We start from the raw sequence: 26,097 nt of genomic DNA on the forward strand, positions 1-26,097 counted from the left end.
AGGAACCGCCATCCTCACGCCCGGAGTCCAGGAGTTTCCGGGCGTCCCAATATTCGCTTTCTAACTTGCGGTCCAGCGAAAAAATAAACCCTCGGCCACCCTTGACCGAGGAGAAGGAAAGTATAGTTATGTAACCACGATAAGCTGACCCGAATAACAGGTCGTTCATCGGTTCACCGTTGGACACCGGAGGCAAAGTTTAAGCAACAGGTCGACTTGGTTTTATTTTTTAGTCCACATCTCAATTCTTTTTTTTGCATTCATCTTCAGGTAGTCTTCTTCCAACACCTAGCATTTTTTTCAAAGAATCCGAAGCTGTTTTAGGCGCAACCATCTTCATTTCGACAAATTTGTCTATAACCCACAAAGTCCCATGGACTTCGATCCCTTCTTGTCTTGCCGCAACCCTTAAATCCCAATCTCCTGTTATTAAAGGACTTTTAAGTCTTTGGGCTAAAACTAATGCAAATAAATCGGGTCTAGATGGTTTTTTGTATTTTCTTGCATACTCCAAAACTTTAAGTACTTCCGCTCCCGATAACTCTTCTTTTTCTAAACCCAGAGCTACAAGTTTAAAGCCATCTGGTTCATCTAACTCTGCGATTATTGCATCTGGTGCGACCAATTTGTAAGGAAGGCGAAACATCTGTAATATTAGATCACCCTTATCTAAATCTATCCATAAATTGGTATCAGTAACTAGAGTTTGTCTTTTTCCCATTTATGCTGTTCCTCTACCTCCTGCCAAAATTCTTGTAGCGACTTACCAAGAAGTTCAGCTGCGCGAGGTTCAGAAATAATACCTTCTGACAATGCCCTTAATACTAACCTTTTTAGACGTTCCGGTTTTTCAGGAGGTAGTTGGTCTCCCGGTTCATTGTTATACCACTTTTTAACGCGAAAAAGCTTAAATAACCTGTCTGCTTCGCTTTCCGGGATAATGCCTAGATCTTTAGCCCTAAATATCCATCCCTGCATACTAAGACCATATTTGTGTTTCAACAAGTGAAGCTCCAATAAGTCAATTGTGTTTCGTTTATTTCCTAACTCACGTCTTACTGCTTCCGCAGGAACCAAAAAAGCACCCGCGAACCTATGACAGGCACGTTCCTTATCTATGTTTATACCCTCTTTTATTTTAATTATTGCGTGTCCTAGTTCATGAGCTAAGTTAAAACGATGACGATCTCCAGGTAATTCCTTCTTAATTACAATAACTGGACCTAGTTTTTTTTCTTCAAGAATACATGCATCAAACTCCATTGCACCATCGATTAAACCAATTTTAATACCTTTTTCTTCCAGTAACTCAGTCAAATTATCAATTGGGTCATTACCAAGTTGCCAAAATTCCCTTAATTGCTGTGCTACTCGTTCGGCTTCTTCAACAGAGGTTATATACCTATCAATTGCTCCCTCGGAAAGAGAAAACTGTGTAAAGACTTCTTCGTCAGGAAACAAGCTTTCCACTTCTAAGTATCTTTCGAGCCAGTCTTTTACTTGTGCAAGGATAGATTCTTCGCCCTTTTTTGTGAGAGAGGCTTTTTTTCGATAAGATGGTACTGATAGTTCAACGGTGTTTTCACGGAAAAAATACTCAATTTTTATCGAGAGTGCATTAGCTAACCTTAATAATACACCAGAGCTAGGTATATCAAGGCCTTTCTCATACTTAGAAATTGCATTATGACTTATCCCCGCACGTTCGGCCAACTGCCGCATGCTAAAACCCGCAGCCAGCCGGGCACTTTTAATGCGGTCTCCAATTGCCATAATAAATAACCTCCCTCGGTTTACATTTTAATATATTATATACGTTTTTGTCAACCGAAATACCATTACTAACAACAATAAAGCTCCCAGATCCGTGGTCACCTCACAGGTCCAGGAGCTTCAATCAAAAAAATATCTACCCATATTTTGTCATCGCAACCCGGACAATATACTCCACTTCCGTAGAAGATAGCATTTCTCAGGAACCGCCACCCTCACGCCCGGAGGCCAGGAGTTTCCAGGCGTCCCAATATTCGCTTTCTAACTTGCGGTCCAGCGGCAAGACGCCTTCCTCGAACCACCGGCAACCGCTACCGCGGCCGCCGAAAAACACGCAGGTCCCGTCGCGGACGAGGCAGAAATTCCGGCGGCCGTCTTCCCAGGCGGCCGTGAAATTGACACATTCCCGCGCCGCGAGGGCCCGGACCTTTCCCAGCGTCGTTTTGGGCAGCATAGAGGAAACGCCCCCGCCGGCTTCCGGCGGGGGACCGTTGCTGCCGCCGTCAACCGGCGGGGCGACCGCACCGTCTTCGCCGCCCACAGGGGCCACGCTCGCCGGCGGAGTTTTGCCGCCGCGGCGGTTTTTGGCCGCCTCCGGCACGCCGTTATCGCCGCCACCTCGTTCCCAACGCCGTCCTGAGTCTTTGACGGCCGCGTCGAACTTGTCTTTGACCGCCGGGTCCCAGAGATTATTGCACGTCCGCGTGTGCCATTCGCCCGCCCCGATGCCGCAGCCGGGGCAACGCGAGTAGGCCAGCTTCGCGTCCCATACGAAATGAAACGCCTGGCCGCAATAGGGACACCAGGCGTAGCCTTTTTTGATTTCGGGTTTAAAGCCTTCCGGCGGGAGGGTGATGGCGTTTGGATGCATCACGTTATCACCTGTTATCAAGATTCACTTTTTCTTTGTTATGTTTCGCAAAAAATTCTTTTGAGGCTCCCCCCTTGGTTATAAAAGCAGGAAAAATATAACTAATAAAGAAATTATCCATTGATATTGATGTATGTGAAATATGGGGGAAATAGTGGTGATTTGGACAATCATTGGAACGGTTTCTTCAATCATTTCTGCTATTGCAGCGATTGTCGCAGCATATTTTGCTTTTGTCTCACGTCCACGGAAGGTAAAAGGTGTAGCTGTAGGAATTGAATCGGTAAAGAAGTTGCCGCACAACTTTGAATGGGAAATAGAGTTCAGCGTTGGTAATCTAGACGACAACACTGTCTTGAACGATGCAATGGTGGTTATTAACATGGAAGGGTTAAATCCATTGAGAATCATACCCCAAAGTCATGGAGGATTATTGATGATGCCAAATATGGTTTTGGAAGCAAACTCCGTGAATTTCAGTATCGAAAAACTTAAACCAAGAACCAAGATAGCGGGAGCAGTTAAAATAAAGGCAGAACCAGCTTTGTACAATCTACCGTGGTATGGATATGGTGCTAACTTAAAAGAGATGAAAGGTAGTGTGGTATTGGATTTAATTAACAGTAGGTAGCATACATTTGTTCAAAAGCGAACTTCTCTATCAATTATAGAAAGCTCGACTTTAGACAAACTCATTTTATACCTTCTCACTAGGACGTCTCCCAATATAGAAAAATGGCGCAGGATCCGGAGGCTGTCTCATCTTTTTCCAACGTGCCAACGTATTCAATGTTAAATGCCATAAATGTCCTTTTACAAAGATAATCCTTCCTTTAGGAACTACAGACATTTCATCACCAACCTTAATTTTTTCCATCCAACACCATCCCCAGCGTCGCGTACAGCTTTTCCGCCGCCCTGAGAAGCATCGCCCGGTCTTCCGCCTCAACGCCCGGGTCGCAGACCAGCGGCAGCACCCGCTCGCATTCCCGGATGAGGTTGAAAGCGGCCAGGACGTCCGGCGTCCGCCGCCGCTCCAACGTTTGCCATTCGGGGGAGGGGTCGAGGTCGGAAAAGGTTATCTGCTCTAACATTTTGATAACTCTCCTTTCCAAAAGGCTTCCCTACCAACCGTTTTACAAAATTTTAGCATGAAAAATGAACAACAGCCTTTTTAATGGCTTCGGCCGCCTCCCGCGAAGACAAAATATCCTCTATACCTATACCATTTAATTGTGGTGCTATGTTGAAATCTACAGCATACAAATGACCCGCAGGAAGAAAATCGATGGCAAAAAGGGGGTATTTTATTGTGGGGTGATAACCGTCTTTTTCTTTACTTAAAATTTTAATCTCAACCTGACCGCAATTGGAACGCCAATCGTTACTACTAAAGTATTGAAGCCAAAAACGTTTATCCCCTACTTGCAAATACCGCCAACTATAACCGGCAAATGCTGGTAAAACTTGTATATATTCAATAGCTAAATGATCAGGATATTTTTCCAGAGCGTCCATGAGAGGCATCTTGATCTTTCCTTCTCCTCTGTGAGCCGTTTCGTCTAAATAAATTACGACGTCTGCTACTTGGGGATAGTTATCGATAAGCCTTGGCAAATCCTTAACTCTACCGAAAATTGGGACCCTCAGTCCCAAAGAACTCAGGTATTTAAGTGCTTCGCCCCGTTTCATACCGCTGTACGAAAACCGATTAAATGTTATACCTTCCAGATCAAACCAGTGATCATAGTAATCTACAAAATCGCTTAACAACTTAATTTTTACAAATTCCACCCTAATACCCCCTTGTTTCATCCGCTGTACCACTCGACAGCCAGCCGCTCTAATTGCCTGACGGCTTCGCGGTTGTCGAACGGAAAACAGGTCTTTTCCCAAACAAGAAATTCGATGGTAAAATCCGACACGTCCGGGAAAAGCTCGCGAGCTATTTCCCAGATATTATCTGATTTATATCGCATCACGCCGCGCCTCCTTTCCCGGAAAATAGAAAACAGGTTGAAAAGTGTCCAACCAAACTTCTCTGCCGCAATGCCAGCAGTATTCTTCTATTTCCCGCTCGGGACGTTTAGCCGTTGTTTTGATCAAACTGAAACATTCGGGACACGTGATTTCCCACTCTACGTTCAACCTGCCTTCGGCAGCCAGAGACAACAGAATTTCTTCTACCTCTTTTTTTGTAGCGCCCGGCACGGCTTTGCGCACGGCCGAGGGGCGGAAACCTGCGACAGCCGTCTTTTCTTTAGAACGGAGCCACGCTTCGATTTTCTCTTTTAGTTCTTCGTTACTCATTAGCCGAACACCACCTTCGCCAGACGGTCATCCGCTCCCCCACCGCGCCGCTGCGCCGCCTGAGACGCCGGGATCCGCACCACCGCCCCCTCGAGCACGTCGGCCCGCGAGACGCAGAAGGTAAAACCGTGAATGCCCTGCAGGGTAAGGTAGCTGTGCCCGACGTAAACCACCTCGCCGGCGGCGCCGTAACACGGTTTCGCTTCGTTGTCCGTGAGTTTTTTCGGCTAATCGACGCGGACCCAATCGCCGGGGCGGAAGCTGGAGAAAAATTCGCGGTCGCGAGGTATGGCATTTGAAATATCGATATATTTAGGCATAAGTCAACCAACTCCTAAATCAGTTTTTTCCAAATCGCTCGATCACTACTTTAACTTTCTTTACACCCCACCGCAGCGCCTCTTCCCGCGACGGGAAAAACAGGTCGACGCGGCGGCCTTTGATGGCCCCGCCGGTGTCTTCCGCCCTGGCCCAGCCGTAGCCCGGGACGTACATCTCGGAGCCGAGCGGTATCACCCTCGGGTCGACGGCGGCCACGCCCCTGCGGACTCTCGTTCCCGTCGCCGTGACGCCGTCTTCGGTGCCTTCCTCGCGGCTGGCCGAATAGCCCGTGGCCACTATTTCCATTTCCACCGGGCCGTCCCCCAATCCGCGGCCCGACGGCACGCCGCGGGAAGCGGCGGCTATGGCGACATGCTGGCCGTAGGCGTCGGCGTAATTGCGGCCGCCCGCCGGAGACGCTTCCGGCTTCCCGGCCTTTTCCGTGCCGCCCGTGCTCTCCGGGCGGTATCCCCCTTGTGCCGTTTCTCCCGCCCCACGCTGGCCGCAGGGAAAACTTTCGACGCTGACGACGGGCGAGCATGCCCCAGCACTGGGGCTGCCGACGAAAAACGAAGCATCGTATTGTTTTCCGCCGCCAGCCGAAAATAAAAGTGCCGCCGAAACGGCTAGGACGGCGATGCCTGCGATCTTCCGGCGTTTGGAATAGCCGCTGGTCCCCGGCCCGCTTCTTCGGGCCGGGGTTGGGTGGCTGTCCAGCATTTCCTCACTCCTTAAAAAACGGGTAAGACGGGTAAGGTCCTTGATTTTATTGGGTTTTTTAACGGGTAAGGAACGGGTAAGGAACGGGTAAGACGGGTAAGATCTTTGATTTTGCTATCCTTCAAACCGCCCTTACCCTGCTCTCGCCGCCCTCGATCTCCACCCGGAAAGTCCGGTCCGCCGCCTCGGCCACCCGCGGGTCGTGGGTCACGACGATAAACTGGCGTCCAGTCTCGTCCGCGATGGCTTTCAGCAATTGCCCCAGCGCCCGGCTGTAGCCTTCGGACAGGTGCTTGCCCGGCTCGTCCAGCACGACCGGCGCGCCGGGCGGCGTAACGGCGGCGGCCACGGCCGCCCGCAGCGCCAGGGACGCCACGTCGACCACGCCCCCGCCGCGGGCGTCCAGGACGGGCGTCTTTAGCGTGTCTCCGCCGTACTCGGACACAATGTAAAACTCGGCTTCCGGGCGGCCGCGCCGGTCGCCCACCTCGACGGCGAAAGAAACGCCGGGGCCGAAGACCGCACGGAGGGCGGACGTGACGGCCCGCTCCAGCCGCGCCCGGGCGTTCTCCCGGGCCGCCGCCGAAGCGGCGTAGAAGACGCGGGCCGCCGCTTCCACGGTCTCGGCCTTGCGCCGCGTCTCCTGAAGCCTCGCTTCCCGTTCCGCCTTTAGTTCCAGCAATTGGTCGCGCCGCCCCCGCCGCCGCTCGTACTCGGCGCGGACGGCTTCGAGGAGGGTGACCACGTCGTTAACTGGCATTATTTAACAGCTCCTCAAAGGGCCGGAGCAGTTCTTCCGCCCTGGCCAGGTTTTCGTCGATCTCGGCCTCCAGCCTTTCGATCTCGGCGTCGACGTTTTCAGGCTCGACGCCCATCTCCCGGATCTGGGCCTCGATCTCGGCTTTACGCTTCAGCGCCATCTCCCGCCGGGCTTCGGCCGCGGCGCGGGCGCGCTTTGCTTCTTCGAGCCGTTCCCGGAGCCGGGCCACCCTGGCCTCGACGTTGCCCGGCCCGGCCTTTGGGGGTACAGGAGAAGCCGGATTGACGGATGTTTTAGCGGTCGACAAAGTTTTTAATGATGCCATCGATTTCGCCCCTTTCAATCGTTCTGAAGCACACCGGGCACCGGCCCAGTTCGGCCAGGGCCGCCGCCAGGTCTTCCGTGGCCCGCCCCGCCAGGGACGCGGCTTTTTCCACCTCGCTTTGGGCTTCCGACGCTTCCCATACCGCCGCGGCGGACCCCTTGACTAAAGCGTAGAGGGAATCCAGGCGGCGAAGAGTCTTCAACGTGCCGTCCAGGAGCTCGCCGGCCTCCCGTAGCCCTTTGGTTGCTTCTGCCGCCCGTTCCGCGGACGACAATTCGCGGGACGCCTCCTTGACGGAGGCCGCCAGGGAGCGCAATACGCCCAGCCGGGACAGAGTTTCAGCCGCCGCCGCAAGCGCCCGCCCGGCCTCACCGGCCCCGGACGTAGCCCGCAGCCGCGCTTCGGCCGCCGCGAGTTCGGCCGCCGCGTCCCGCCGCCCGCGCCGCAATTCTTCCAGCCGCTTCATCCGGGCAAGGGCTTCCGCGGCGTCCCCGCACGTCCGGGCGGCTTCTCCCACGCGGAGCGTCCGCTCGAGGACCGCTTCAGATTCTCCTAACGCGGCCTCGTTCTCCATGTATGCCGCCCGTAAAGCCTTCAATGCCTTAAGATGCGCGGTCTTGCCCCCCATAGCCACTACTATCACGGCGGCCACGCCCACCCCCGCGGCGGCGTCCAGGACGGCTTCCGCAGCGACGATTTCCGTCAGGGCGTCCCGCCGGGCGGCGGCCAGGGCGAGGAGCCTTTCTTTGCGTGCCTCCGCCCGCCGGGCCGCGTCCAGAGCGGCCCCGGCCCCGGCTAAGGCTTCCTCCCACGCCGGAAGGTCGGCGAATTCTTCCAGCTGGCGACCGAAAGCGGCGATCTCTTCTTCCAGCGACCGTGCCTCTCGTTTAAGCCTCGCGGCGTCGGCGTTGGCGTCCCGCAGTGCGGCGTCGAACGTTTCCGCCCGCGAGACCAGCCCGACGACCGCCGCGGCGGTGGCCGGGGATTCCCCGATGACGAACGGCGGGTCCATCTGGTTGGCCAGAGACGGCGTGAGGGTCACGCCGTTCGCCTCGACCCGGACCGCCCCGGCGGCCCGCGCCGCCTCTTCAGGGACCGCGCTTCCGAAGCCCTCGTAGACCTCTTCCCGACCACCGGGGGTGACGACGCGGTACAGGTTGCGGCTTCCCTCGCGGGCACGCTCCACCGTTACAACCCCTTCATCGGTAGACGCGGTTCCGTCACCGAGCTCGGCCCGCACCCGGCAATTGCGGGTGCCGCGGCGGACGAAGCCGTCGCCCCGCGGCTCGTTGAACCAGAGCCAGCGGAGGGCGCGGACAACGGCCGACTTGCCGGAATCGGTCTCGCCGAGGATAACGTTCACGCCGGGGGAAAGGTTTAGTTCGGTATGGGAATGGGATTGGAAGTTTTCGATTGTGAGTTTGCGGATCATGGGCAGAACCCCACTTGCCGTAATTATTGAAGTTGTTTCGAGTTTATTTCGTCTTGCTGTTTCCCATTTTCTGTATACAATTCCGGAAGCTCACCAAACCTGGCTTCGTACTCTTTGACCTGGTGGCTTAAAGCTGTCGCGAATAGTTTTGCCGCCTGGGGGGAAAGGTGTACCTCATATTCGTTTACAACCTTTCCTTCAACGTCGAACATCTGAAAGTTAATCGCAAAATCCAATGCTCCGCTACGGATCTGCATCAAGTTGGCGTATACATACGTCTTTTCAGGCATTAAATGTTTCCGCCTTTCTTAAAATTTTTTTTTCTAAATAGCCGTTTTATTAACCATGTCCAACATGCCCCCGTACCCCTGGACCGCGAAAGAAATATATTGCAAAACCGTGTCGGACCAACCGTAAACGTAAAACGTCAACGGGTCGACCGGCGGTACCAGAGCGGACCTGTAGGGCGCCACGTCTATAACGAAAACCTTGACCCGATCGTTCACCTTCTGTCGGTATTTAACAAGCGCTTTATAAATGGGACCGCCAACGTTCTGCTGCTCATCAGTGATGACGATTATATTGTCGACGAACACCCTTCTCTCGACCAACCGCCGCACCGGCGCGGCCACGTCCGTGCCGCCGGAGGCCCGGAACTTGCTCGCCTGGGAGAGGATAGAATCGTGTATCGAGATATCTTCTTCCTCCACCCTGGTATTGAATGTCCAGAAAATGGAATTACCCCCGGTCTTCTTATAGAGAGCAAGGGCGAAAACGCTCCCGATAAGCAGGTATTCCCCGGCCATCGACCCGGACTTGTCCAGGAAGACCGCCGTCTTTCCGGGGATCTCCGGGAGGTTGCCGAACGTCGCTTCGACCGCTTCCCGCAAAACGTCTTTCAGCCAGGGTTGCTTGACTTCTCGGAACGCCTTGAGGAAGCGGAAAGGCAAAATTTTGGCCCTGCGCAGGGCTTCCCTGTCGGTCAGCCGTGCAGAAATATATTCCCTATACTCGTCCAGCACGCCGTGGCACTCCAGCGTGTTCAAATTCCGCAGAAGCGCAAAGGCGGGCAATTGCGGCACGAGGGCACGCCAGCATTCTTTGTCCAGGCCGCCGACCCCGGTGACGGCCTCGTGCGGCAAGCGGCCTTCCCCGATCAGCCGCGCCCGCTCTTCGGGCGTCTGTGCCCGCTTCAACGCCTCGAACGCCGCGACCTGGGGGAGCAGGGAGGCGTCGCAGTCCCGCCCGGCCAGGTAGGCGAACAGGGCGGATTGCTTCGCCCCGGCGGGCGCCGGGTGGACGGTCCGCACGACGTCGCCCAGGGAATAGCCCCGCCCGCGGCCGTTGTATTTCACGGCCCAGTATTCGGAGAGCTTGTTATTGAGCCACCGGGCCGTGGCCCGCTTGATAGCCCGGCCGCCCTGGCCGCGGCCTATAGACTTAAGGACGGTGAAGAAATCCTGGAGGTCGGACGGGATCAGGATTACCCGGTCGAACACGCGGGCGAACAGGTCAGGCCGCACGCCCGCCAGCTTGGCCAGGCCGAACACCGGCTGGAGCCGCATGAAGCCTTCGTTGCGGGCGAAGACCAATGCCTTTGCCGCAAACTCTGGGTCTTTTTCGAGCATGGCGGCGTGGACCTGCTCCGCTTCCTGGAGGAGCTGGTCGCTGGTGGCGTAATATGTATTGCCCAGGGTGTTGGTGAGGAGCACTTGCAAATACTGCTCTTCGAGCGGCCGTTCGTAGGCTATGTAGCCTTCGCGGTTGACCGTAGTCGGACAGGGGACGGAAGGGTTGAAAATGGAGGTAGCACGGGACATGATAAACACCTCCTGTTAAACTATGTATTTGCGAGGAATAGTCGCGGCAGGAACCATGTACAGCAAACCTCAACCTGTATGCGAAGCATCCCGCCGTCGGCGCCTCGCATTATTAACTTTTATTGGTGGGCCCGCCCGGATTTGAACCGGGAACCGTCCGGTTATGAGCCGGCCGCTCCAGCCGTTGAGCTACGGGCCCTCTATGGCAGGGGTAGCAGGATTCGAACCTGCAACCTCCCGGTTAACAGCCGGTCGCTCTACCGTTAGAGCTACTCTCCTGTTTATATCATTTTTTCATACTTTACATCTTTCATTATATCATTCTTTCATTCCATGTCAAGTCATAACCAAAAAAAATAAAGCGAGGGAAACCGATACAGGTTTTGCCAAACGACTTACCAGGTCGGAGCAACCCGTATCTGCGCCTCGCTTTATCTTCAAAATGATCACGGCGGAGAAAATGAGGGCAAGGTTTCGTCTGATTTCAAGTCAGATTCCGTATCGGAGTACCCCTGCCCGGCGCCCCGCCGTGATAAATTCTTACTTCGTGGGGAAAAAGCGGCGAGGATTATACGCTGAGGGACTCGAACCCCCAATAGTCTGATCCTAAGTCAGATGCCTTACCGTTAGGCGAAGCAACCCCGCCAAGCGCCCCACGAAAAATAACTTTCGTCATGTATTCCTATTTTACTATATTTAGATTATGAAAAACAATTCTTCTGTCATCGATACTCTGGCAGAGCGGGCGGGACTCGAACCCGCGTCGCCGGATTTGGAGTCCGGAATTCTGGCCACTGAACTACCGCCCCACGAATGGCAGGGGTGGCAGGACTCGAACCTGCAACCTGCCGGGTAGAAGCCGGACGCTCTGTCCGATTGAGCTACACCCCCAATAGGTTAAGAGTTACAAAGAAATGTTTACTCGCCGTCATAACCCCGCCATCGCCTCCTGGAATCTCCACCAGACCTCCGCCTCGACTTCCGGCCCTACGCCCATGCGGGCCATCGTCTCCCGCAGGACCTCTTCCGGATCGACGCCGTGGGACCCACCGCCGAACGCTTCCAGGCTCGCCAGGAATTCCGCCCGCGCCTCTTCCCTGGCGCGGTCGGCGTCCAGCCTGGCCGTGTCTAACACTTCCTCGCCGGGCCGGGCTGAGGAAAGCAGTATGTACCTGTGCCGTATCCCGTCCCGGCAGGCCTCGATGACCATTACTTGAGGCCGCCGGGCGAGTTCCCGTGCCTCAGACGTGACCCGCACCAGCGCGCCGGGGTTGACGGCCACCCTGCCGCCCGCACAAACCTCCCACGGCGAATGGTAGTGCCCGGCCAGGATGTAGTCGGCGCCCGTGACGGCGAGGACGTCTTCCGCCGCCGTTGCCGCCGGGAGAAATGGGGCGGACGAAATCTCCGCCCGCGGCAAAAGCATCCCGTGGACTACGTGGACAGCGTAGTCGCAGCCGTCCGCGGCGGCCGGGGGCACGGCGTAGTCCTCGGCCGGGCCGCGGCGGTCCATCTCGGGGTGGAACCCCTGGCCGGTGAGGCGGACGCGGACGCCACCGCCCTCGATAATTACGGGCTCCCGGCCGAGTATCTGCACTACGCCCACCCGCGCCAGCAGCCCCAGAAGCGTCCGGGGTAGCGTCGAGGGGTTGTGGCCGTAGATGTCGTGGTTGCCGGGCACGACGAACACGGGCACGTGCAGCTTGCTTAAAATTTCCAGGTATTCGCCGACCTGACCGACGCCCGGCTCCGGGAGGTCGAAGAGGTCGCCGCCGTGTACGACCGCGGCGGCGTTTAAGAATTCGGCGAGACCCACCACTTCCGCCAGCTTGGCCTTGACGGCGGCGGCGAAATCGTCCGTCCGGGACGCAGGGGCGGTTCCCCGGAGGTGGGTGTCGGTGAGGTAGAGAAGTTTTAACATGACGCTGTAAATTCCTTTCTAGAATAGAAGTTTGAATATTTATCACTTTTTATTCAGCAATCCCATCTCGTATAACCTTTTCGCAGTTTTATGATCTACCAGGCAATCTTTAAAAGTATTTGCTTTATCGCTTACCGGAGAACCCGGCTTGTACCAGCCTGTCTTTTTCTCCTCATCGGTAAGAATTCTGGCCTCGTCGTCAAACGGGCCTATTTCGCTCGCGCCGCAATTGGGACAATAATATGGCCCGCATTGCTGGTATCCAACCCCTACGTCGACCCAGTCCGCTTCGCATTCTGTACCGCAATAAGGGCACGGGCGAGTTGGGGTATCATACGCGCCCATGGGGCATCCCCTTTCCTTTATTATTTGAATCATTATTTTCGCTAAAATTTTTTTCAACCCAGACAGGAAAAAAATACCGCCTTATTTAAAGTCCCCGTCTATTCTAAGCCTGCTCACGCCGAGCATTTTCGTTAACAGCCGTTACCAGATCGTCGATCATTTTGACCAAGTTTTGATTCTCGCTCTCGTAATAAACATTTCTAAAAATTTTTTTAACCCATTTGGGGAAAAATATTACCTTAAAGAATTCATGATAGTTAGGATCAGCATCTAATTCGGGCAGATCATTAACGACGACGATAAAATGATCTTCCCATCCAGGCTTCAAAATTCGTTGGTTTTTAATAATGGCCGCATACAAATCCCCTTTCCACAATCTAGCGTCGCCAATTTCAACACGGCCGCCTGCGTACCATTTACCGGTGAGCTTATAAAAATCAACCTGAACTTCCACATCGTTCAACCCCTTTCAACCCTTTTACGTCAATCCGCAATACATTGTTAACCCAATACGCCGTAACTTCTGTGCCCTGCCACTCAAATTCCACTTTCTTAGCCCCGTCTTTGAGCAGGTTAATGGCTTGATCGATAATTGTCATTTCGTCTCTCTCCCATTTCTAAATATGTAGCGGGGCGGGCAGGAATCGAACCTGCGTAAACCTTATCAGGTTTCCCCGTGCCGTTACCTTCCGCGACGAGCATGCATCTTCGCGGAATGACCCGGGTCTCGCGGACCCTCGAGGACGCCCGCAAGCGTGACCAGCCACGCCGCCGCCCCACAAATGGACAACCCAAAGTTATCTTGCAATTAGACGCACCCTCGCATCCGGCATATCTTCCAGAAATTCGACGAATTTCTCCAAAGGCAAATCGTCCAAATCATCAATTCCAAAATATCTGCAGGCACCGCCCGACAAACGGTAGATTAACTAAGTTCAGCTTTAACGAACGGAAGCATTAATTTCCCCTCTCCTTTATCCTATTTTAACTATTCCAAGGCATAGGTACCCCGCTATACATATAACAACAATACTCGCTGCAAAAAGGCTCAATTCCAATCTCTTCTATTTCCCGGGCCTTATCTTCGGGTATTTCCTTGCCGCAATACAGACATTTTAACATGACAAACCACTTCCCACATTTTTTTTTGCTTTTGCCGCCCCGCCGCCTAGCCGCGCCTTCCCCTAACGCGGCCCCTGCCAGGACTCATACCCGGTTTAACCACCCACAAAGTCGCAAACGGGGTAGCAAAAAGCAAATTTATTCCAATAACCAGCTTATGCCTTTTCGATTTCGAGAACCCAACAGAGATTTCCGTCTGTAGCTTCTCTAGCCTTCCGGTTAAGATCTTCTAATTCGGCGATATCGTTGATTTCACGACTTTCAAAGTTCTCCGTGCCATCAGTTAAAACCACTTTCATCGGCACCCTCTCCTTTTATTATTTCATTCTATCATATATTCATTATATCATTCTTTCATTCGCTGTCAAGATCCCGCCGCCACTTTTTCAGCCGCTTTTCGTTCAGCATACGCCTTGACCGCCTCTTCCGCTCTCCTGACTTCTTCCTTGTCCGTGGTGAACGCCCAGCAGCCCCCTTCTTCCCAAATTTTAGAAGGATACTGGATGACCGGGCACCTCTTCTCCCCTCCCCTGCGGGCACATGGGAGGCATTTGAGGTGGATTATTTCGGAAGCCATAATTCCAACATCCTTTCAACATAAAAATTCAAACCGCGCCAAAACCTGAGTGCCGCCGCAGCAGACCAGGAAGACCACCCGCTCGCACAGGTCGATTTCCGGGCTGCCGTAAGTTTCGTGAAACCATTCCATCACGGGCTGCGGCGTGCCGCAGGCGGGGCAGCGGTCGTGCTTGACTCTGGCCAGCGGCACGACGGGCACGCAGAGGTGGGCGCCTTCCAGCAGGACGGTCTCCCGGTGAAATTCCGCGGGGACCACGTAGGCCCAATCGGAACGAAAGCCGTCTTTATCACGGCGGCGGATAAACGGCAGGTCTTTGGAATAGTCCTCCACGTCCGGCGACAAGAAATGAAGAGTCCCGTCTTTGTCCCGGTGGAAATCCCGGTACGGCGGCTTCCAGCCGAACCCGCCGCTGTACGTCACCACCTCGCCGGTGCGGAGCAAACGCAAAACCCTGCCGAGGAAATCGAGGTCGTCCAGACGCCGTTCCAACGTACAGACTCTTTCTTTCGCTTCAGACAGGGCGCCGCAGGTCTCTTCGCGTTGTTTTTCCAGCCAGGCAGGGTCGGCGACAAAATCAAGAAGGGACACCGAGGTCGCTCTCTCCTTTCCGCTCTTTCTTTTTTACCTCTACCAGGCCCCAGGCACGGCAAAGGGCTTTCCCGACCGCCCGCTTCCACCAAGGGGCGTCTACCCGTTCCAACTCGCTCCCGGGGAACACCCAGAAAGAAATGCCTTTGCCGCGCAATTCTTCGAACAAAGCCTGGACCGCTTCCTTTTTGTCCTGGCGAAATTCCAGGCCGGATGAAAAACGGGGCTGGAGGATTATCTTATACCACCCTTCTGGCACGCGCTGCAGGAAGGCTACCCCGTCGTCCAGAGGGAACACCGCCACCTCGCCGCGGTCGAGGTGGTAGAAAAGCTGGGTAGGTGTGGTGATTTTAGACCAGTCGGGCATGGAAGACACCGCCTTTTATTCAGAAAGTGAACCCTTCCGGCATCCACACGCCGACGCCTTTAGTTGGCGGGACGTAGACGGGCAGCATGTCCCATATCTCTTTCCGTGCCCGGTGATAAAACCCGGAAAGGACGCGGGACGGCGGTTTTTCTCCCGTCAAAAACCTCCAGCGGTTCGTCAGAGACTTCGCCACCGCGGCGGCGAACCACGACTCGGCCGGGTTCCAGAAGGGTTTCCCACCGTCCCGGAAAGCCAGTTTAGCCGCCAGCACGGGCGACGCCGTCTGGTACGCCGCCCGGTCCGACAGGGCTTCTTCCACGACCGCAGAGACGCGGAACGCCGTGCCGGCTATCTTAAGCTCACGGCTCTTCCGCAAGGAAGCCGCGACCTGTTCTAAGACGGACGTGAGGGCGGAAGAGAACCGGAAAGCCCACGCGCCGTTGCCTGAAGCCGCACCGTCTCGCCCGGATACGGGGTCGAGAGGCGTGAGGGCAAACGAGAACAGGCTGTATCTGGCCGAATGGATCTTTCCGCCGTCGTCGATAAAGCTGTAAATCAAAGGCTGCATGTAGTCGCGCCATTCCCAGGGGATCTCCGCCCCCGGGTCTGAAAGCAAAAACGCCATTATGCGGTAAGAAGGCAGATCCATTGGGGTCAACTCCGAAATTGAGGTTTAATCATTCTTTCATACTCTCATTTTATCATTATTTCATTCGCTGTCAAGATCTTTTTTGTCAGGCTTTATCAGCCCACGAATCGCCCACGTTGGCCTCAGCCTCAATCGGCGTCACGAAACCAAGGTCTTTCCCAGCGCCGACCATTACCGTCCGCAAAACCTCCAGCGCTTCCTCCGCCTTATCCTCCGGGGCTTCCAGGTGAAGCTCGTCGTGAAGCGTCATGATCATATAAACGTCTTCCCACCCGCGGGCCAAAAGTTCGCGGTACAAGTTTCCCATCGCTACCTTTAGAAGTTCAGCGGCCCCTCCCTGGACAGGAGAATTGTATATTTCTGTCAAAGGCCCGGCTTTGCGTAGGTACGTCCCGCTTCCGTTTCTCCGCTTTTCCTCGACCACCGGCCAAACCCGCATGTGGCCGCCGGGCATCCGCACGAAAGGGCGCTTTTCAACGTAATACCCCCGCACGCCGTCGTGCCGGAACACTACGCCGAAGCGGTCTTCGTATATTGAGTGCCGCTGCTTTTCGTGCCACCCGGCGATGCCGTAATAAAGCTGGAAAAATTTTTCACGGGCTTCCTCCGCTTCTTCCAATGTCATCTTGACGCCGTAACCGAGTTCTGCATATTCCTGTAACGTTTTTCCAGACATTCCAAATATTAATCCGAAATTCAAAGATTTGGCGAACTGTCGTTCGCTTTTCGTCACCTCGCCTACGGGCTTCCCGGCCACGCTCGCGGCCGTAAATCTGTGGACGTCTATCCCTTCCGTAAAAGCCTTTAACAGATTTTCGTCTCGCGAAACTTCGCAAGCCACCCTCATTTCAATCGCGCTGTAATCCGCCAGAACCAGCCTCCGCCCCTCCGGTACCCGGAAAAGCGCCCGGATCTCCTTGTCGCGCCCGGCCTGCTGCACGTTCGGGTTGCTGGCGGAAAACCGCCCCACCCCCTGGGGGTTTAGCTGCCGCAGGTCCGGGTGCAGCCGCCCGGTCGCGGGGTGGGTCAGCTCGATCCACTTCTTCAAAAAATCGCTTTTCTTTTTCTGCCCGCGGTATTCCTGGAGCAAACCGATAAACCGTTTTAAATCGCTTTCTTCTGGTAACGCGGCGGCCACCCGGGTGAGGGTGTCGTCGCGGCTTTCCAGGGGCAAGACCTCGCCACCGGGAAGGCGGAAGCCTTTGCCAGATCCTTCCATATTCACGAGGATCCCTTCCCGGCTGGCCAAAAGCTCCAAACAATCGACCACATCCACCGCGCTGCCGGGGTTTATATCGGGCGAGTACCGCTTACCCTCGTTCTTTTTCGGCCGTGCCCGGAAGCCGGCACCCCGCGCCAATTCGACCAATTCGATCCGGGCAGACTCGGCTGCGGCTTTTACGGCCGTCTCCATTTCCCACGCCCGCTTCGTGTCGAAAGGCATCCCGTTGCATTCGATTTCCACCGCCGCCGGGAGGCAGTCAAACTCGATCTTCGCCGCCCGCGCGAGGCGGTTTTTATAAATCAGATTCGCCAAAATCTCCCTCAGCGGTAGCAGCACCGCCGCGTCCAGCCCGGCGTACCGGAGTTGCCTTTCGGTAAGCTCGGGGGCCGACCAATCGCTGGCCTGCTCCTCTTTGTCCAGGACCACCTCTAAATGCCGGTGGGCGATTTCTTTCAAACTGTGGGTCGGGTAGACCGGCCTTATCTTCTTCTGTGTGTCGCGCTCAAACTTTATTTCGTGCCCGTGGCGATCGTAGTACCGTGTCGGCCCGTTGCCTTCCTTGACTATATGCACGCCGTGCTCCTCACGCCATTTGGAGAATTGGGCCTCGGGGATAAAGTCGCCCGCCGTAACCAGTTGGCTGGCGAGCATGGTGTCGAAAAGCCGTTCGCACGGGAGCCGCTTCCCCGGCCAGCAGGGCTTGCCTTCGGCCGCCGCCAGGGCCGACCGCAAGAATTTCAAATCGAATTTCAAGTTGTGCCCGGCGAAGCTCACTTCCGGGTCGGCCATCAAACCGACCACCCCGTCGAGCATCTCACGGCGGTCTTCCTTACCGAACCGCCACAGGTCGGCCACGTAGGCCACCGCGTTGCCTCCCGACTCCGGCCCTTTGCCGTCCTCGGCGACCAGGTTTTTCTTTCCGGCCGGGTAGACGGGCACGGCCAATTGCAAGAGGCGTATTTCATTCACGAAGGGGTCCAGCCCGGTCGTCTCGGTGTCGAAGCCGCACACCCCGGCGTCCCTGGCGGCGGCCAGGGCGGAACGCCACGTCTCCACGTCTTCCACGACTACGATTTTCACCCGATCGAGCCATTCCTGCCACAATGTCGGGGCGGGCTCTGCGGCAAAGGGGAGCCGGGGCGGGGCCGGGCTTCTGTCCTTTTCCCCGACCGTGCCCATTTCAGGAAAAAGGACGGTTTGGACGGGATCCGAGGAGGCCTCGTCCTGGCGTTCTGCTTTTACAGACATATCGTTTAGTGAAGTTTGCCCATCACCCCTCACAGAACCGCCGCTGCGGCCTTTATTTTGGCCTATAAGGGGCCGATCTCCCGCGGTAGGTAGTTTCCTACCACCACCGTCACGCGGTGTATACCCTCCGATCTTTTCGCCGCTTGATTCTGAAGGCATTTCGCCGTCTGCTGCCGTCTTTCCGTCGGCTATGGCCGCCGCTTTTGCCACTGTCTGGCTTGTATTTACCGTATGAGCAACGCCGCCGTTTTTATACCCATCCCCGGTATCTCCGGGGCACGGAAAACCCTCCCCAGCTCCCGCCGTGTCCGCACCTAGAGTCCGGCCGTCCTGGTGGGGCCGGCCGGCTTCCGCCGCTTTTTTGTAAGCCTCGAATACGGCCCTCCAGGCCGCCTCGTAGTCGCCCAAAGCCAATTCGAAGACCAGCGCGTCGTTGTCGGCCGCGGCCTCGTCCAAAAGAGCGGCGGCCTTGTCTACATTGGCCATTAAATCGGGCCGGTTCGCCGCGGCCCACTCCACGGCGCCGGGAGGGGCGGCGGCGTTGAGGCGGGCGGCGGTCTTCGACATGGCGGCGTCGAAGTCGAAGGGTTCTTCCTTCCTGCGGGCAGCCGCGCAGGCGAATACGGCTTCTACTGAAGCCGTGCCGCGTTTTGCCGTGTCAGCCGGGCCGGGCGTTTCGCCGCCTGGCGACACGGCGGCGGGTTTTTCTACAACCCCGGACAGAATGGATTCTGCCGGGTTAGGTCCAACGAAATCGCTGAAATGGAATCCTTTCTCAAACATTTCTACCGCTTTCCTTCGTTAAAATTTAAAGTTCCGCCGCAATGCGATCTGTCCACCTCGTGCCGGGGAGCCTCCGCTTTTCGAAAGAAGAATTGACCTCAAATCCCATCTCTTTCAAAAAACGCGACGGCCTGTTCCACGCCGTCCGGCCCCAGTTAGTCCTTTCGCGGCACCAGGTGACGTATAGGCAATCCTTCGCGCGGGTCGCGCCTACGAAACAAAGGCGTCTCTCCTCTTCCAGCGCCGGGCCGTAGCCGCTCTGATAATGCGGCAGATAACCTTCCTCCGCGGCGACCAGAAAGACCGTGTGGAATTCCAGGCCTTTCGCCTTGTGCAAAGTCATCAGCCGCACCGCGTCTTTCCCGCCGCCGTCGTCGCTGTCGCCGGACGCCAGGGCGGCCCTTTCCAAAAGCTCCGCCACGCCGCCGCCGGAAGCGTCTATCTCCGCCGCCGCGGAAATGAGGGCGCCGACGTTGGCGACCCGCTCCTGGCCCTCTTCGGACCGATCTTTGGCCAGCTTCGCCATATAGCCGGTCGATTCGGCAGCATACATGCAGAGTTCGGCCGCAGGTTTCTTTTCCCTGATGCCTGTTTCCAAAACCTCCAGGGTTTTTGCCAACCGGGCGAGAGACGAACGCGCCTTTTTACCGATACCAGGTTTTGCGGCCGCGCCCGATAGGGCTTCTGCCGGCGGGCGGCCGGCGAGAACGAGAGCCGCGACCTGGGCGGCGGTGGCTTCGCCCACGCCCGGCTGGAGGAAGCATATCCGACGCAGGGAAACGACGTCTTTCGGATTCACGGCTACCCGCAGATGGGCCAGGACGTCTTTTATTTCCCTGCGGCCCCAGAAACCCACGGAACCGACCACCACGTAGGGGACGCCGCGTTTCGCCAGCGCTTCCTCGTATGTCCAGCTCAAAGCGTTGACGCGGTAGAGCACCGCGAAGTCCGACCAGGAAAGGCCCTGGCCGCTGTGCAGGGCGGAAATTTTTTCCGCCAGGAATTCAGCTTCCGCGCGTTCGTCCGGGAAAGACAGGCATTGAGCCTCGCCGCCGTCCGGGCGGACAGGCAACAAGGTTTTTTCTTCGCGCCGGGTGTTGTGCCGGATAAGCCTGTCCGCCAGGGACGTCACCGCCGGCACGGAGCGGTAGTTTTTCTCCAGGGCGACTACTTTCGCTTCCGGGAAGTCTTCTTTAAAACGCAGGATGTTTTCGACGTCGGCGGCCCGCCAGCCGTAAATGCTCTGGTCGGGGTCGCCGACAGCGGTGACGTTGCGGCGCTTTTTTACCAATAACTGCAGCCATTCGTATTGCGCCCGGTTGGTGTCCTGGTACTCGTCGACCAGGACCCATTTCCAGATTTCCGCCCATTTCCGGGCCACGTCGGGCCTTTCCCGGAAGAGGCGGACGGCCTCAAACAACAGGTCGTCGAAGTCCAGGCCGTTTACTTTTTTTAACATCTCCTGGTACGCGGCGTAGACTTCCGGCACGGCGTCCTCGCAGCCGGAAACGGCTTCTGCCATTTTCTGAGACAGCAGGCTCCCTTCGCCGATCTTTTCCGCCATCCATTTTGAAAATTCGTCCGGCCCGACCAGACAGTTTTTCGCGAAGGATATCGCCTTTCCGGCGGCGGCCGCGTCCGGCGGGTCCAGGCGGAACTCTTTGGCGGCTTTCACCAGCAATTCGCGGCGTGCCTCTTCGTCGACGACGGCGAATTTAGGGTCTATTCCGATTTTCGTGCCGTCCCGGCGTAAGACGTAAAGGCACGCCGAGTGGAACGTCTGGGCGCGCACGCCGCCGGTTTCCCCCAGCAAATTCCTAATACGCTGCTTCATCTCGCCGGCCGCCTTGTTCGTGAAAGTGACGGCCAGGATTTCTTCCGGGCGGGCCAACCCCGACGTCACCAGCCACGCCACGCGGTGGGTCAGCACGCGCGTTTTGCCGCTCCCTGGCCCCGCCAATACTAAAAGGGGGCCGGGGCCGTGAGAGACGGCTTCTTTTTGGGCGTCGTTGAGGCCGGACAGAATTTTTGATTCGCGCGTCATTTTCAGAACCTTCTTTCAATCTTTCTGCGGGATAGGGATATTTACGGTTTCAGCCTTTACCGCCAAGCACCACTCCAGTGTACCGTTAAGCCTCAGCCGGACAGCGTTGCGGCTCCCTCTCCCGGTTGTCAATAGTGCACCTTTTTCCTTGAGACGTTCAACGCCGCCAGCGTAATCAAAACCTTTATCCTTAAAAGCCTTCCGCACGATAGAGGTGGGAATGGCGACGTACCGCACGCCGTCCTCCACGATAAGTTTGCCTTTCACCCAAGAAAGGTTTTCATTGCCTACCAGCCCCCCGATATATTTGATATTATCCACGACCACGGAGCGGAACACGTTTACGGCGTCGTAGGAATCAGGTTTTATGAGGCGGCGTTTTTTGGCTTTCTTATCTTTTTCTTCTGGGGGATTATATTTTAAATCGCCGTAAATGTAGGCGCGGCTGTTGAATTTTTTCTTGTATCGTTCCACCTTTTTGTCATCGAGATTACCGTGGATAAGGTCTAATAGAATTCCCATCTATTTACATCCCCTTTAGTCAAATGGATTTCTCTGCCTTTTTGAAAGCGGTCTTTCCGTGTAGATATATACCCGACAAAAATCGTCAACATTTAAAACCGCTGTTTTTGACGATTTTCTTCTCTCTTGACAGAGGTCTGGGAAAATGTGGTTTTTTTAGTGAGAACGGATTTTCCTTGATTCTTCGTTCGGGCCAAAAAAATTACAAATTCTCCCTGAGAACGGTTTTTCCTTGATTTTACGTTGACAAAATTTTACTGGGAACAGATTTTTGATTTAAGATAGATAAACGAGGAAAAATCATAAAGGGTTAAACAAGATTTTTCAACGGTTTTTAAATATGAGAACGGATTTTTAAAAAATAGCTCTAGGGTGTCATACCTAGATGAATTAAGATTTTACAAAGATTAATTCGTTCTCATTTTTATTTACGTATGACATCGTATGACATCCGTATGACACCCTTAAATGTTGATATACCTATAAAAACGCGATCTGTCATACCGTCATACCTAAAAAAAATTTTCCCTAAAGGGAGGAAAGAAAAAAATGCACGTTTTTTAAAAAGGCATTAAAATCCCTACTTATTAACTCGGATATTTTTGACTTTCTTTGACCAAAAACTCGTGCAAAAAAAAATCCCCTTTTAGGGAAAAAAAAATTTAGGTATGACGGTATGACAGATCGCCTCATCCTTAGAGTATCAAGGCTGGGGGGTGTCATACGGATGTCATACGGTGTCATACCAAAATGAACTTGAGAACATACTATCCCCTGTAAAACCTTAATTCATCTACGTATGACACCTAAGAACATTTTATTCGGGAGCCGTTCTCACCATCAAAAAACCCAAGAAAATCAAAAGGAAAATCAGGTTAAATTAAAATCTACTTTATCATTATTATTCAAAAATCCGTTCCCAGGAAAAACATTCCAACGTAAAATCAAGGAAAACCCGTTCCCAGGGAGAATTTGTTAATTTTTTAGCCCCGACGAAGAATCAAGCAAAATCCGTTCCCACTTAACCCTCCTCCTTCCCGTCCTAAAGTTCCACCCCGTCTTCTATCCCGGTGTCGTTTTCAGACATCAAATCTATTTCTTCCGCCCACATATCCGCGTCGTCTTCCAATAAGGCTTCCGCATCGACTAAAAGGCACCATTCCCTTTTTCCTCCGCCGAACCTCAACGAAGTGACATTTTTGTGTTTCTCCTTCATCTTTTCCGGGACCCATACCAGCCCCGCGTTCTTCAACGCCTTGGCTGCCGTCTCGTACTCGACGTCCGCGTTCTTCTTCAAAGCGTCCCGAACGGCATTGGCGTATAAGGCTACATACTTTTTGCCGTCCCGGCGTACTATTTTCCCCACCCACCGGGGCGGCTTGCCTTCCGCTTCCCGTAAGCCGTCGATGAGCTCGCGGTTCTCGGCCACGAACGAGCGCAAGACGTCCAGCACCGTGGCCAGCAGCGCCCGCCCGCTGGTGTTTGTCACGACGTTTTCCCACGCCGCGTCCAGGGCGGCGGCCGTGATCTCCGTGGCCTTTTCCCCGTCTTCGCCCAGGGAGCGCAGCAGCAGTTCCAGCCCGGCGCCGCACGCGGCCGCCCGCTTGGCCAGGCGTTTCAGGGTCTGGTTTTTTTCCGACGAACCGTCCAGGGCGTTCCCCGTGGCCGGGGAAACCCTGTCGGTCACCCGGTCGAGGGCGTCTTTCCACCGCCGGTAAGTCGCCACAATAATTTTCCGCCGCGCGTCTTCGGGGAACGAGAGCAGCCACTGCACGTACCGCCGCCCGAGGTGGCCGTAGTCGGCGGCCAAATCTTTGGCGATCTGCTCCGCCTCGACGCGGAACTGTTCCCGCTTCGCCGGGAACAGCGGCGGGAACGACAGCACCCGGTCGAACACGCCCTGCCGCCCCCGCACGACGTCCAGGATCGACCGCTCGGCGCTCACGACCAGCACCGAATACCACCGCCGCGTCTTGCGGGAGCCGCCGCTCTTCGCCCCACGCTCCTTGCCCATGCCGAGGGCGAGCGAATACACTATTTCCGCGACGGCGTCGGCGTACCGCACCAGCTGGCTCTCGTCGATGTGGGCGGAAATGTCGCAGTGTACGGAAAACAGTATCTCCGAATGCACCGTGGTCCGGTTGGCCGTCCTGATCATGTCGCCCAGGGTCGGCCTCCCCCAGAGGCCGGCGGGGAACATGTTGAGGGTGGTCTTGCCGCGGCCGCTCTCCGGGTCGGTCGATTCCACCACGAAGCCGCAGACGTCCGATTCCCCTTCTTCCACCAGGTAGCGTATCAAAGGCCCGGCCGCTCCGGCGCCCGTGAAGAAAGCCGCCAGGGGGTATTTCTCGAAGTATTTGAGGTACGTCCGCTTCTGGCCATCCAGGGTGCCGCGGGCCGTTATGGCCGCGAGCATCTGCTTTTCGCCGGCACCTATGCCGGACGACCACTCGCTCAAAGGGTGGTCCGATTCGGGCGCGTCGGCGGTTTCCCCCGCTTCGCCGTCCACCCGCCCGGCGGTCGTGAAGATGTCCCGCCCCACGGCAAACATTTCGCCCTTTATCCGCTCGCCCTGGGGCTTGTGCCAGCCGGAGCGCGCCACCAGGATTTTGACGGGGAGCGGGTGGTCGGGGTGGGTGAAGGTGTAGTCACGCAGCGCCCCCAGCCAGGTGATGACTTTCATGATGTTGGTGGAATCTACTGGCATCCCTAAATTTGCCAGGAAATCGACAGCTTTCGACACGTTGAAAAGCATGCCGCCGGCGGCCTGGATTTTGTTCCAACCGCCGTCTTTGTACCACCAGAGGTCGTATATCGTGTCTTCCCCCTGGTCGGCGGGGACCATTATCCCGGCCAGGGCCACGACGCACGCGATGACCGGATCGGCCTCGCTTTCCCCCGTTTCTTCGTCGAAAGTCTGGGTGCATATCTGCCCCAGGCTGTCGATCGTCCACCCTTCCGGCACGGGGAAATCGGCAAAGGGCGTCCCGGCGGCGGGCGGGAAGAGCTCGGCGATGGTTTTGACCTGCGGTTCGGGCTCCGGCTCTTCGGGTTCCGGCGGCCTCCGCGGCTCCTGCCGCTCCCGCGCCTGCGACAGGACCCTTCTGGCCCCGTCGAGTATGTCCTTGTGGTACCGTCTGATCCCCGCTCTCTTGAGCCTGGCCTTCACCACCGGCTCACTCTTCAGCAGCCCCAGCAGGGCCGCCGCACCCAGGATCTGCCGCTCTATGTCGCCGCTGGCGAGCTCCCGTGCCGCGAACGCCTCGGCACCGGCGCCGACCGGCAGCCACGCCGGGGCGTGCTCGACGAGGGAACGGAACCTGGCCGCGCCGTCTTCCCCGGCCCGTTTGTAGGCCACGAGGTAGTCGTCCAGCCCGACTTTTCCGTCTACGGCTTCCAGCTTCGGGAGGGTGATTATTTTGACCTCTTTTGCCCCTAAGCGGTACAGCTGCTCGGCCAGCTCCGGGAAAGCCGCCCAACGCTTGTGCCGCTGGTCGATGTCCGAATCGTAGACCAGGACGACCCTCTGGCCGCCCCAGTCGCGCTTCAACCGGCCAAGCAGCGCCTCGTCCGGCGGCAATTGCTCCCCTACAGCACTGCGTTCGCGCCAGGAATCGATGCCGGACACGCCGAAGCAGTTTATGCCGTTGTTAACGGCACAGAGGGCTTTCTTTTCGCCCTCGGTTATGACCACTTCCGGGGCGGTCATGTCGGCCCCCGGCGGCACGTAGAGGCGGCATCCGGCCCTGCGCGGCGAGACGTATTTCATGTCGCCCTTCGGCCGGTCGAGCCGCACCCGCACGAAGCCGTCCGGCTCTCCGGGGTACGGTATGGCGATACCTCCGCTCTCGACGTGCACGCCGGTCATGCGGCTCGCCTCTTCGGCCGTCACCCAGTAAAGCCCGGCGGCGTCGGCCAGGGCCGGAGGTATGTCGGATTCAGTCATGAGCTTGTGCTTTATGGCATCAGGCAGCGTCCGGCGAGGGGCACCGACCGGGGTGTCGCCGCTGTCACGGATGACAGTATTTGGATTGGAAGGCGTTTCGATACCACCAGTATTTGGATTGCTGTTGTTCGGGTAATCAGGCATACTACCGTCCCTTTCCGGGGTAATGGCAAAGGTAATGGCGAAAAAGCGGCCCTCCGGTTGCCCGGGGCCGCCTAAAAAATTTGGCCCGGCCGCTCGCCGAGCCGCCGGGCCGTACCGGAAAGGGAAGCTAAAAACGGTGCCTGATCCGTCTTTAGCCTAAAAAATTTGACCCGGCCGCAAGTCGTACAGCCGGGTCCCGGAAAGGGAGGCTAAAGTTTACAACCCTTTCAAAAAGTAGAAACTAAACTACGCCGCCCTTTCCCCTAAAAAAGCATCCAGCC

29 protein-coding genes and 3 tRNA genes are annotated in these 26,097 nt (G+C 56.0%); 2 read left to right on the forward strand and 30 right to left on the reverse strand.

From position 1 onward, the window contains the following. Positions 1-241: 241 nt before the first annotated feature. The 3 genes from E308F_RS08945 to E308F_RS08955 all read right to left on the reverse strand — a co-directional run bounded on the left by E308F_RS08945 (position 242) and on the right by E308F_RS08955 (position 2,647). On the reverse strand, positions 242-721 hold the full coding sequence (locus E308F_RS08945; protein ID WP_141264599.1) for a DUF3368 domain-containing protein: 480 nt from the start codon (positions 719-721) through the stop codon (positions 242-244). Further along, positions 700-1,773, reverse strand: coding sequence for a helix-turn-helix domain-containing protein (locus tag E308F_RS08950; RefSeq protein WP_141264600.1), 1,074 nt, complete (start codon positions 1,771-1,773; stop codon positions 700-702). The genes E308F_RS08945 and E308F_RS08950 overlap by 22 nt, the downstream gene beginning before the upstream one ends. Positions 1,774-1,972: 199 nt before the next feature. Then, on the reverse strand, positions 1,973-2,647 hold the full coding sequence (locus E308F_RS08955; RefSeq protein WP_141264601.1) for a hypothetical protein: 675 nt from the start codon (positions 2,645-2,647) through the stop codon (positions 1,973-1,975). 154 nt (positions 2,648-2,801) lie between these two features. Between E308F_RS08955 and E308F_RS08960 the strand changes: the two genes are divergently transcribed. Further along, the gene (locus E308F_RS08960) at positions 2,802-3,275 is read left to right on the forward strand and encodes a hypothetical protein (RefSeq protein WP_141264602.1); all 474 of its coding nucleotides are present in this window, start codon (positions 2,802-2,804) and stop codon (positions 3,273-3,275) included. A 66-nt stretch (positions 3,276-3,341) separates the two neighbouring features. On the opposite strand, the gene E308F_RS08965 is transcribed toward E308F_RS08960, so the two are convergent. The 5 genes from E308F_RS08965 to E308F_RS08980 are packed head-to-tail and all read right to left on the reverse strand — an operon-like array spanning position 3,342 to position 4,954. Further along, complete coding sequence (locus E308F_RS08965; RefSeq protein ID WP_141264603.1) at positions 3,342-3,521, reverse strand: hypothetical protein; 180 nt, start codon at positions 3,519-3,521, stop codon at positions 3,342-3,344. Then, positions 3,508-3,738 carry a hypothetical protein gene (locus E308F_RS08970; RefSeq protein ID WP_141264604.1) on the reverse strand — a complete coding sequence of 77 codons (231 nt, stop codon included), beginning with the start codon at positions 3,736-3,738 and terminating at the stop codon, positions 3,508-3,510. The genes E308F_RS08965 and E308F_RS08970 overlap by 14 nt, the downstream gene beginning before the upstream one ends. A 52-nt stretch (positions 3,739-3,790) precedes the next feature. Continuing rightward, positions 3,791-4,438, reverse strand: a complete 648-nt coding sequence (locus E308F_RS08975; protein WP_141264605.1) for a hypothetical protein — start codon at positions 4,436-4,438, stop codon at positions 3,791-3,793. A gap of 17 nt (positions 4,439-4,455) precedes the next feature. Beyond that, positions 4,456-4,623, reverse strand: a complete 168-nt coding sequence (locus E308F_RS15840; RefSeq protein ID WP_172613634.1) for a hypothetical protein — start codon at positions 4,621-4,623, stop codon at positions 4,456-4,458. Continuing rightward, a complete protein-coding gene (locus E308F_RS08980) occupies positions 4,613-4,954 on the reverse strand; it encodes a hypothetical protein (protein WP_141264606.1) in 342 nt (113 codons plus the stop codon). The genes E308F_RS15840 and E308F_RS08980 overlap by 11 nt, the downstream gene beginning before the upstream one ends. Positions 4,955-5,082: 128 nt before the next feature. On the opposite strand from E308F_RS08980, the gene E308F_RS15845 reads away from it, so the two are divergent. Then, positions 5,083-5,253 (forward strand): hypothetical protein, encoded by a 171-nt coding sequence (locus tag E308F_RS15845; RefSeq protein WP_172613633.1) that lies wholly within the window; start codon positions 5,083-5,085, stop codon positions 5,251-5,253. 40 nt (positions 5,254-5,293) lie between these two features. Here the strand turns inward: E308F_RS15845 and E308F_RS16730 are convergent, their stop codons facing one another. From E308F_RS16730 to E308F_RS09090, 22 genes are all read right to left on the reverse strand, one after another. Next, positions 5,294-5,995: a 3D domain-containing protein gene (locus E308F_RS16730; RefSeq protein ID WP_141264607.1), complete on the reverse strand. Its 702-nt coding sequence runs from the start codon at positions 5,993-5,995 to the stop codon at positions 5,294-5,296. A 121-nt stretch (positions 5,996-6,116) separates the two neighbouring features. After that, positions 6,117-6,755, reverse strand: a complete 639-nt coding sequence (locus E308F_RS08990; RefSeq protein ID WP_141264608.1) for an ATP-binding protein — start codon at positions 6,753-6,755, stop codon at positions 6,117-6,119. Beyond that, entirely contained in the window at positions 6,745-7,080 is a 336-nt protein-coding gene (locus E308F_RS08995; protein WP_141264609.1) for a hypothetical protein, read from the reverse strand. The genes E308F_RS08990 and E308F_RS08995 overlap by 11 nt, the downstream gene beginning before the upstream one ends. Then, a complete protein-coding gene (locus E308F_RS09000; protein WP_141264610.1) occupies positions 7,049-8,512 on the reverse strand; it encodes an ATP-binding protein in 1,464 nt (487 codons plus the stop codon). Before E308F_RS09000 ends, E308F_RS08995 begins: the two co-directional genes overlap by 32 nt. Positions 8,513-8,535: 23 nt before the next feature. After that, positions 8,536-8,802 (reverse strand): DUF3467 domain-containing protein, encoded by a 267-nt coding sequence (locus E308F_RS09005; RefSeq protein ID WP_141264611.1) that lies wholly within the window; start codon positions 8,800-8,802, stop codon positions 8,536-8,538. A 33-nt stretch (positions 8,803-8,835) separates the two neighbouring features. After that, entirely contained in the window at positions 8,836-10,332 is a 1,497-nt protein-coding gene (locus E308F_RS09010) for a TROVE domain-containing protein (protein WP_141264612.1), read from the reverse strand. Between the two features lie 123 nt (positions 10,333-10,455). Further along, a tRNA-Ile gene (locus E308F_RS09015) sits at positions 10,456-10,531 on the reverse strand. Positions 10,532-11,066: 535 nt separating this feature from the next. Further along, positions 11,067-11,141 (reverse strand) — tRNA-Trp (locus tag E308F_RS09030). A 5-nt stretch (positions 11,142-11,146) separates the two neighbouring features. Continuing rightward, positions 11,147-11,223, reverse strand: a tRNA-Arg gene (locus tag E308F_RS09035). A 37-nt stretch (positions 11,224-11,260) separates the two neighbouring features. Continuing rightward, complete coding sequence (locus E308F_RS09040) at positions 11,261-12,253, reverse strand: metallophosphoesterase family protein (protein WP_141264613.1); 993 nt, start codon at positions 12,251-12,253, stop codon at positions 11,261-11,263. A 42-nt stretch (positions 12,254-12,295) separates the two neighbouring features. Continuing rightward, complete coding sequence (locus E308F_RS09045) at positions 12,296-12,598, reverse strand: hypothetical protein (protein WP_141264614.1); 303 nt, start codon at positions 12,596-12,598, stop codon at positions 12,296-12,298. Between the two features lie 103 nt (positions 12,599-12,701). Beyond that, a complete protein-coding gene (locus tag E308F_RS09050) occupies positions 12,702-13,052 on the reverse strand; it encodes a hypothetical protein (RefSeq protein WP_141264615.1) in 351 nt (116 codons plus the stop codon). After that, positions 13,036-13,197: a hypothetical protein gene (locus E308F_RS15850; protein WP_172613632.1), complete on the reverse strand. Its 162-nt coding sequence runs from the start codon at positions 13,195-13,197 to the stop codon at positions 13,036-13,038. The genes E308F_RS09050 and E308F_RS15850 overlap by 17 nt, the downstream gene beginning before the upstream one ends. Positions 13,198-13,875: 678 nt before the next feature. Then, the gene (locus E308F_RS15855) at positions 13,876-14,019 is read right to left on the reverse strand and encodes a hypothetical protein (RefSeq protein WP_172613631.1); all 144 of its coding nucleotides are present in this window, start codon (positions 14,017-14,019) and stop codon (positions 13,876-13,878) included. Between the two features lie 65 nt (positions 14,020-14,084). After that, positions 14,085-14,297, reverse strand: coding sequence for a hypothetical protein (locus tag E308F_RS09055; RefSeq protein ID WP_141264616.1), 213 nt, complete (start codon positions 14,295-14,297; stop codon positions 14,085-14,087). 15 nt (positions 14,298-14,312) lie between these two features. Then, complete coding sequence (locus tag E308F_RS09060) at positions 14,313-14,888, reverse strand: hypothetical protein (RefSeq protein WP_141264617.1); 576 nt, start codon at positions 14,886-14,888, stop codon at positions 14,313-14,315. Further along, positions 14,875-15,255, reverse strand: coding sequence for a hypothetical protein (locus E308F_RS09065; protein WP_141264618.1), 381 nt, complete (start codon positions 15,253-15,255; stop codon positions 14,875-14,877). The genes E308F_RS09060 and E308F_RS09065 overlap by 14 nt, the downstream gene beginning before the upstream one ends. A 19-nt stretch (positions 15,256-15,274) precedes the next feature. Then, positions 15,275-15,904, reverse strand: a complete 630-nt coding sequence (locus E308F_RS09070; protein ID WP_141264619.1) for a hypothetical protein — start codon at positions 15,902-15,904, stop codon at positions 15,275-15,277. Positions 15,905-15,989: 85 nt separating this feature from the next. Next, a complete protein-coding gene (locus tag E308F_RS09075; protein WP_141264620.1) occupies positions 15,990-19,160 on the reverse strand; it encodes a DNA polymerase in 3,171 nt (1,056 codons plus the stop codon). 25 nt (positions 19,161-19,185) lie between these two features. Continuing rightward, complete coding sequence (locus tag E308F_RS09080) at positions 19,186-21,204, reverse strand: ATP-dependent helicase (protein WP_141264621.1); 2,019 nt, start codon at positions 21,202-21,204, stop codon at positions 19,186-19,188. A gap of 15 nt (positions 21,205-21,219) precedes the next feature. Continuing rightward, on the reverse strand, positions 21,220-21,726 hold the full coding sequence (locus tag E308F_RS09085) for a hypothetical protein (protein WP_141264622.1): 507 nt from the start codon (positions 21,724-21,726) through the stop codon (positions 21,220-21,222). Between the two features lie 1,042 nt (positions 21,727-22,768). Continuing rightward, entirely contained in the window at positions 22,769-25,816 is a 3,048-nt protein-coding gene (locus tag E308F_RS09090; RefSeq protein ID WP_141264623.1) for a DUF927 domain-containing protein, read from the reverse strand. Positions 25,817-26,097: the final 281 nt, after the last annotated feature.

Source organism: Moorella sp. E308F (assembly GCF_006538365.1).
Taxonomy (GTDB): domain Bacteria; phylum Bacillota; class DSM-521; order Neomoorellales; family Neomoorellaceae; genus Neomoorella.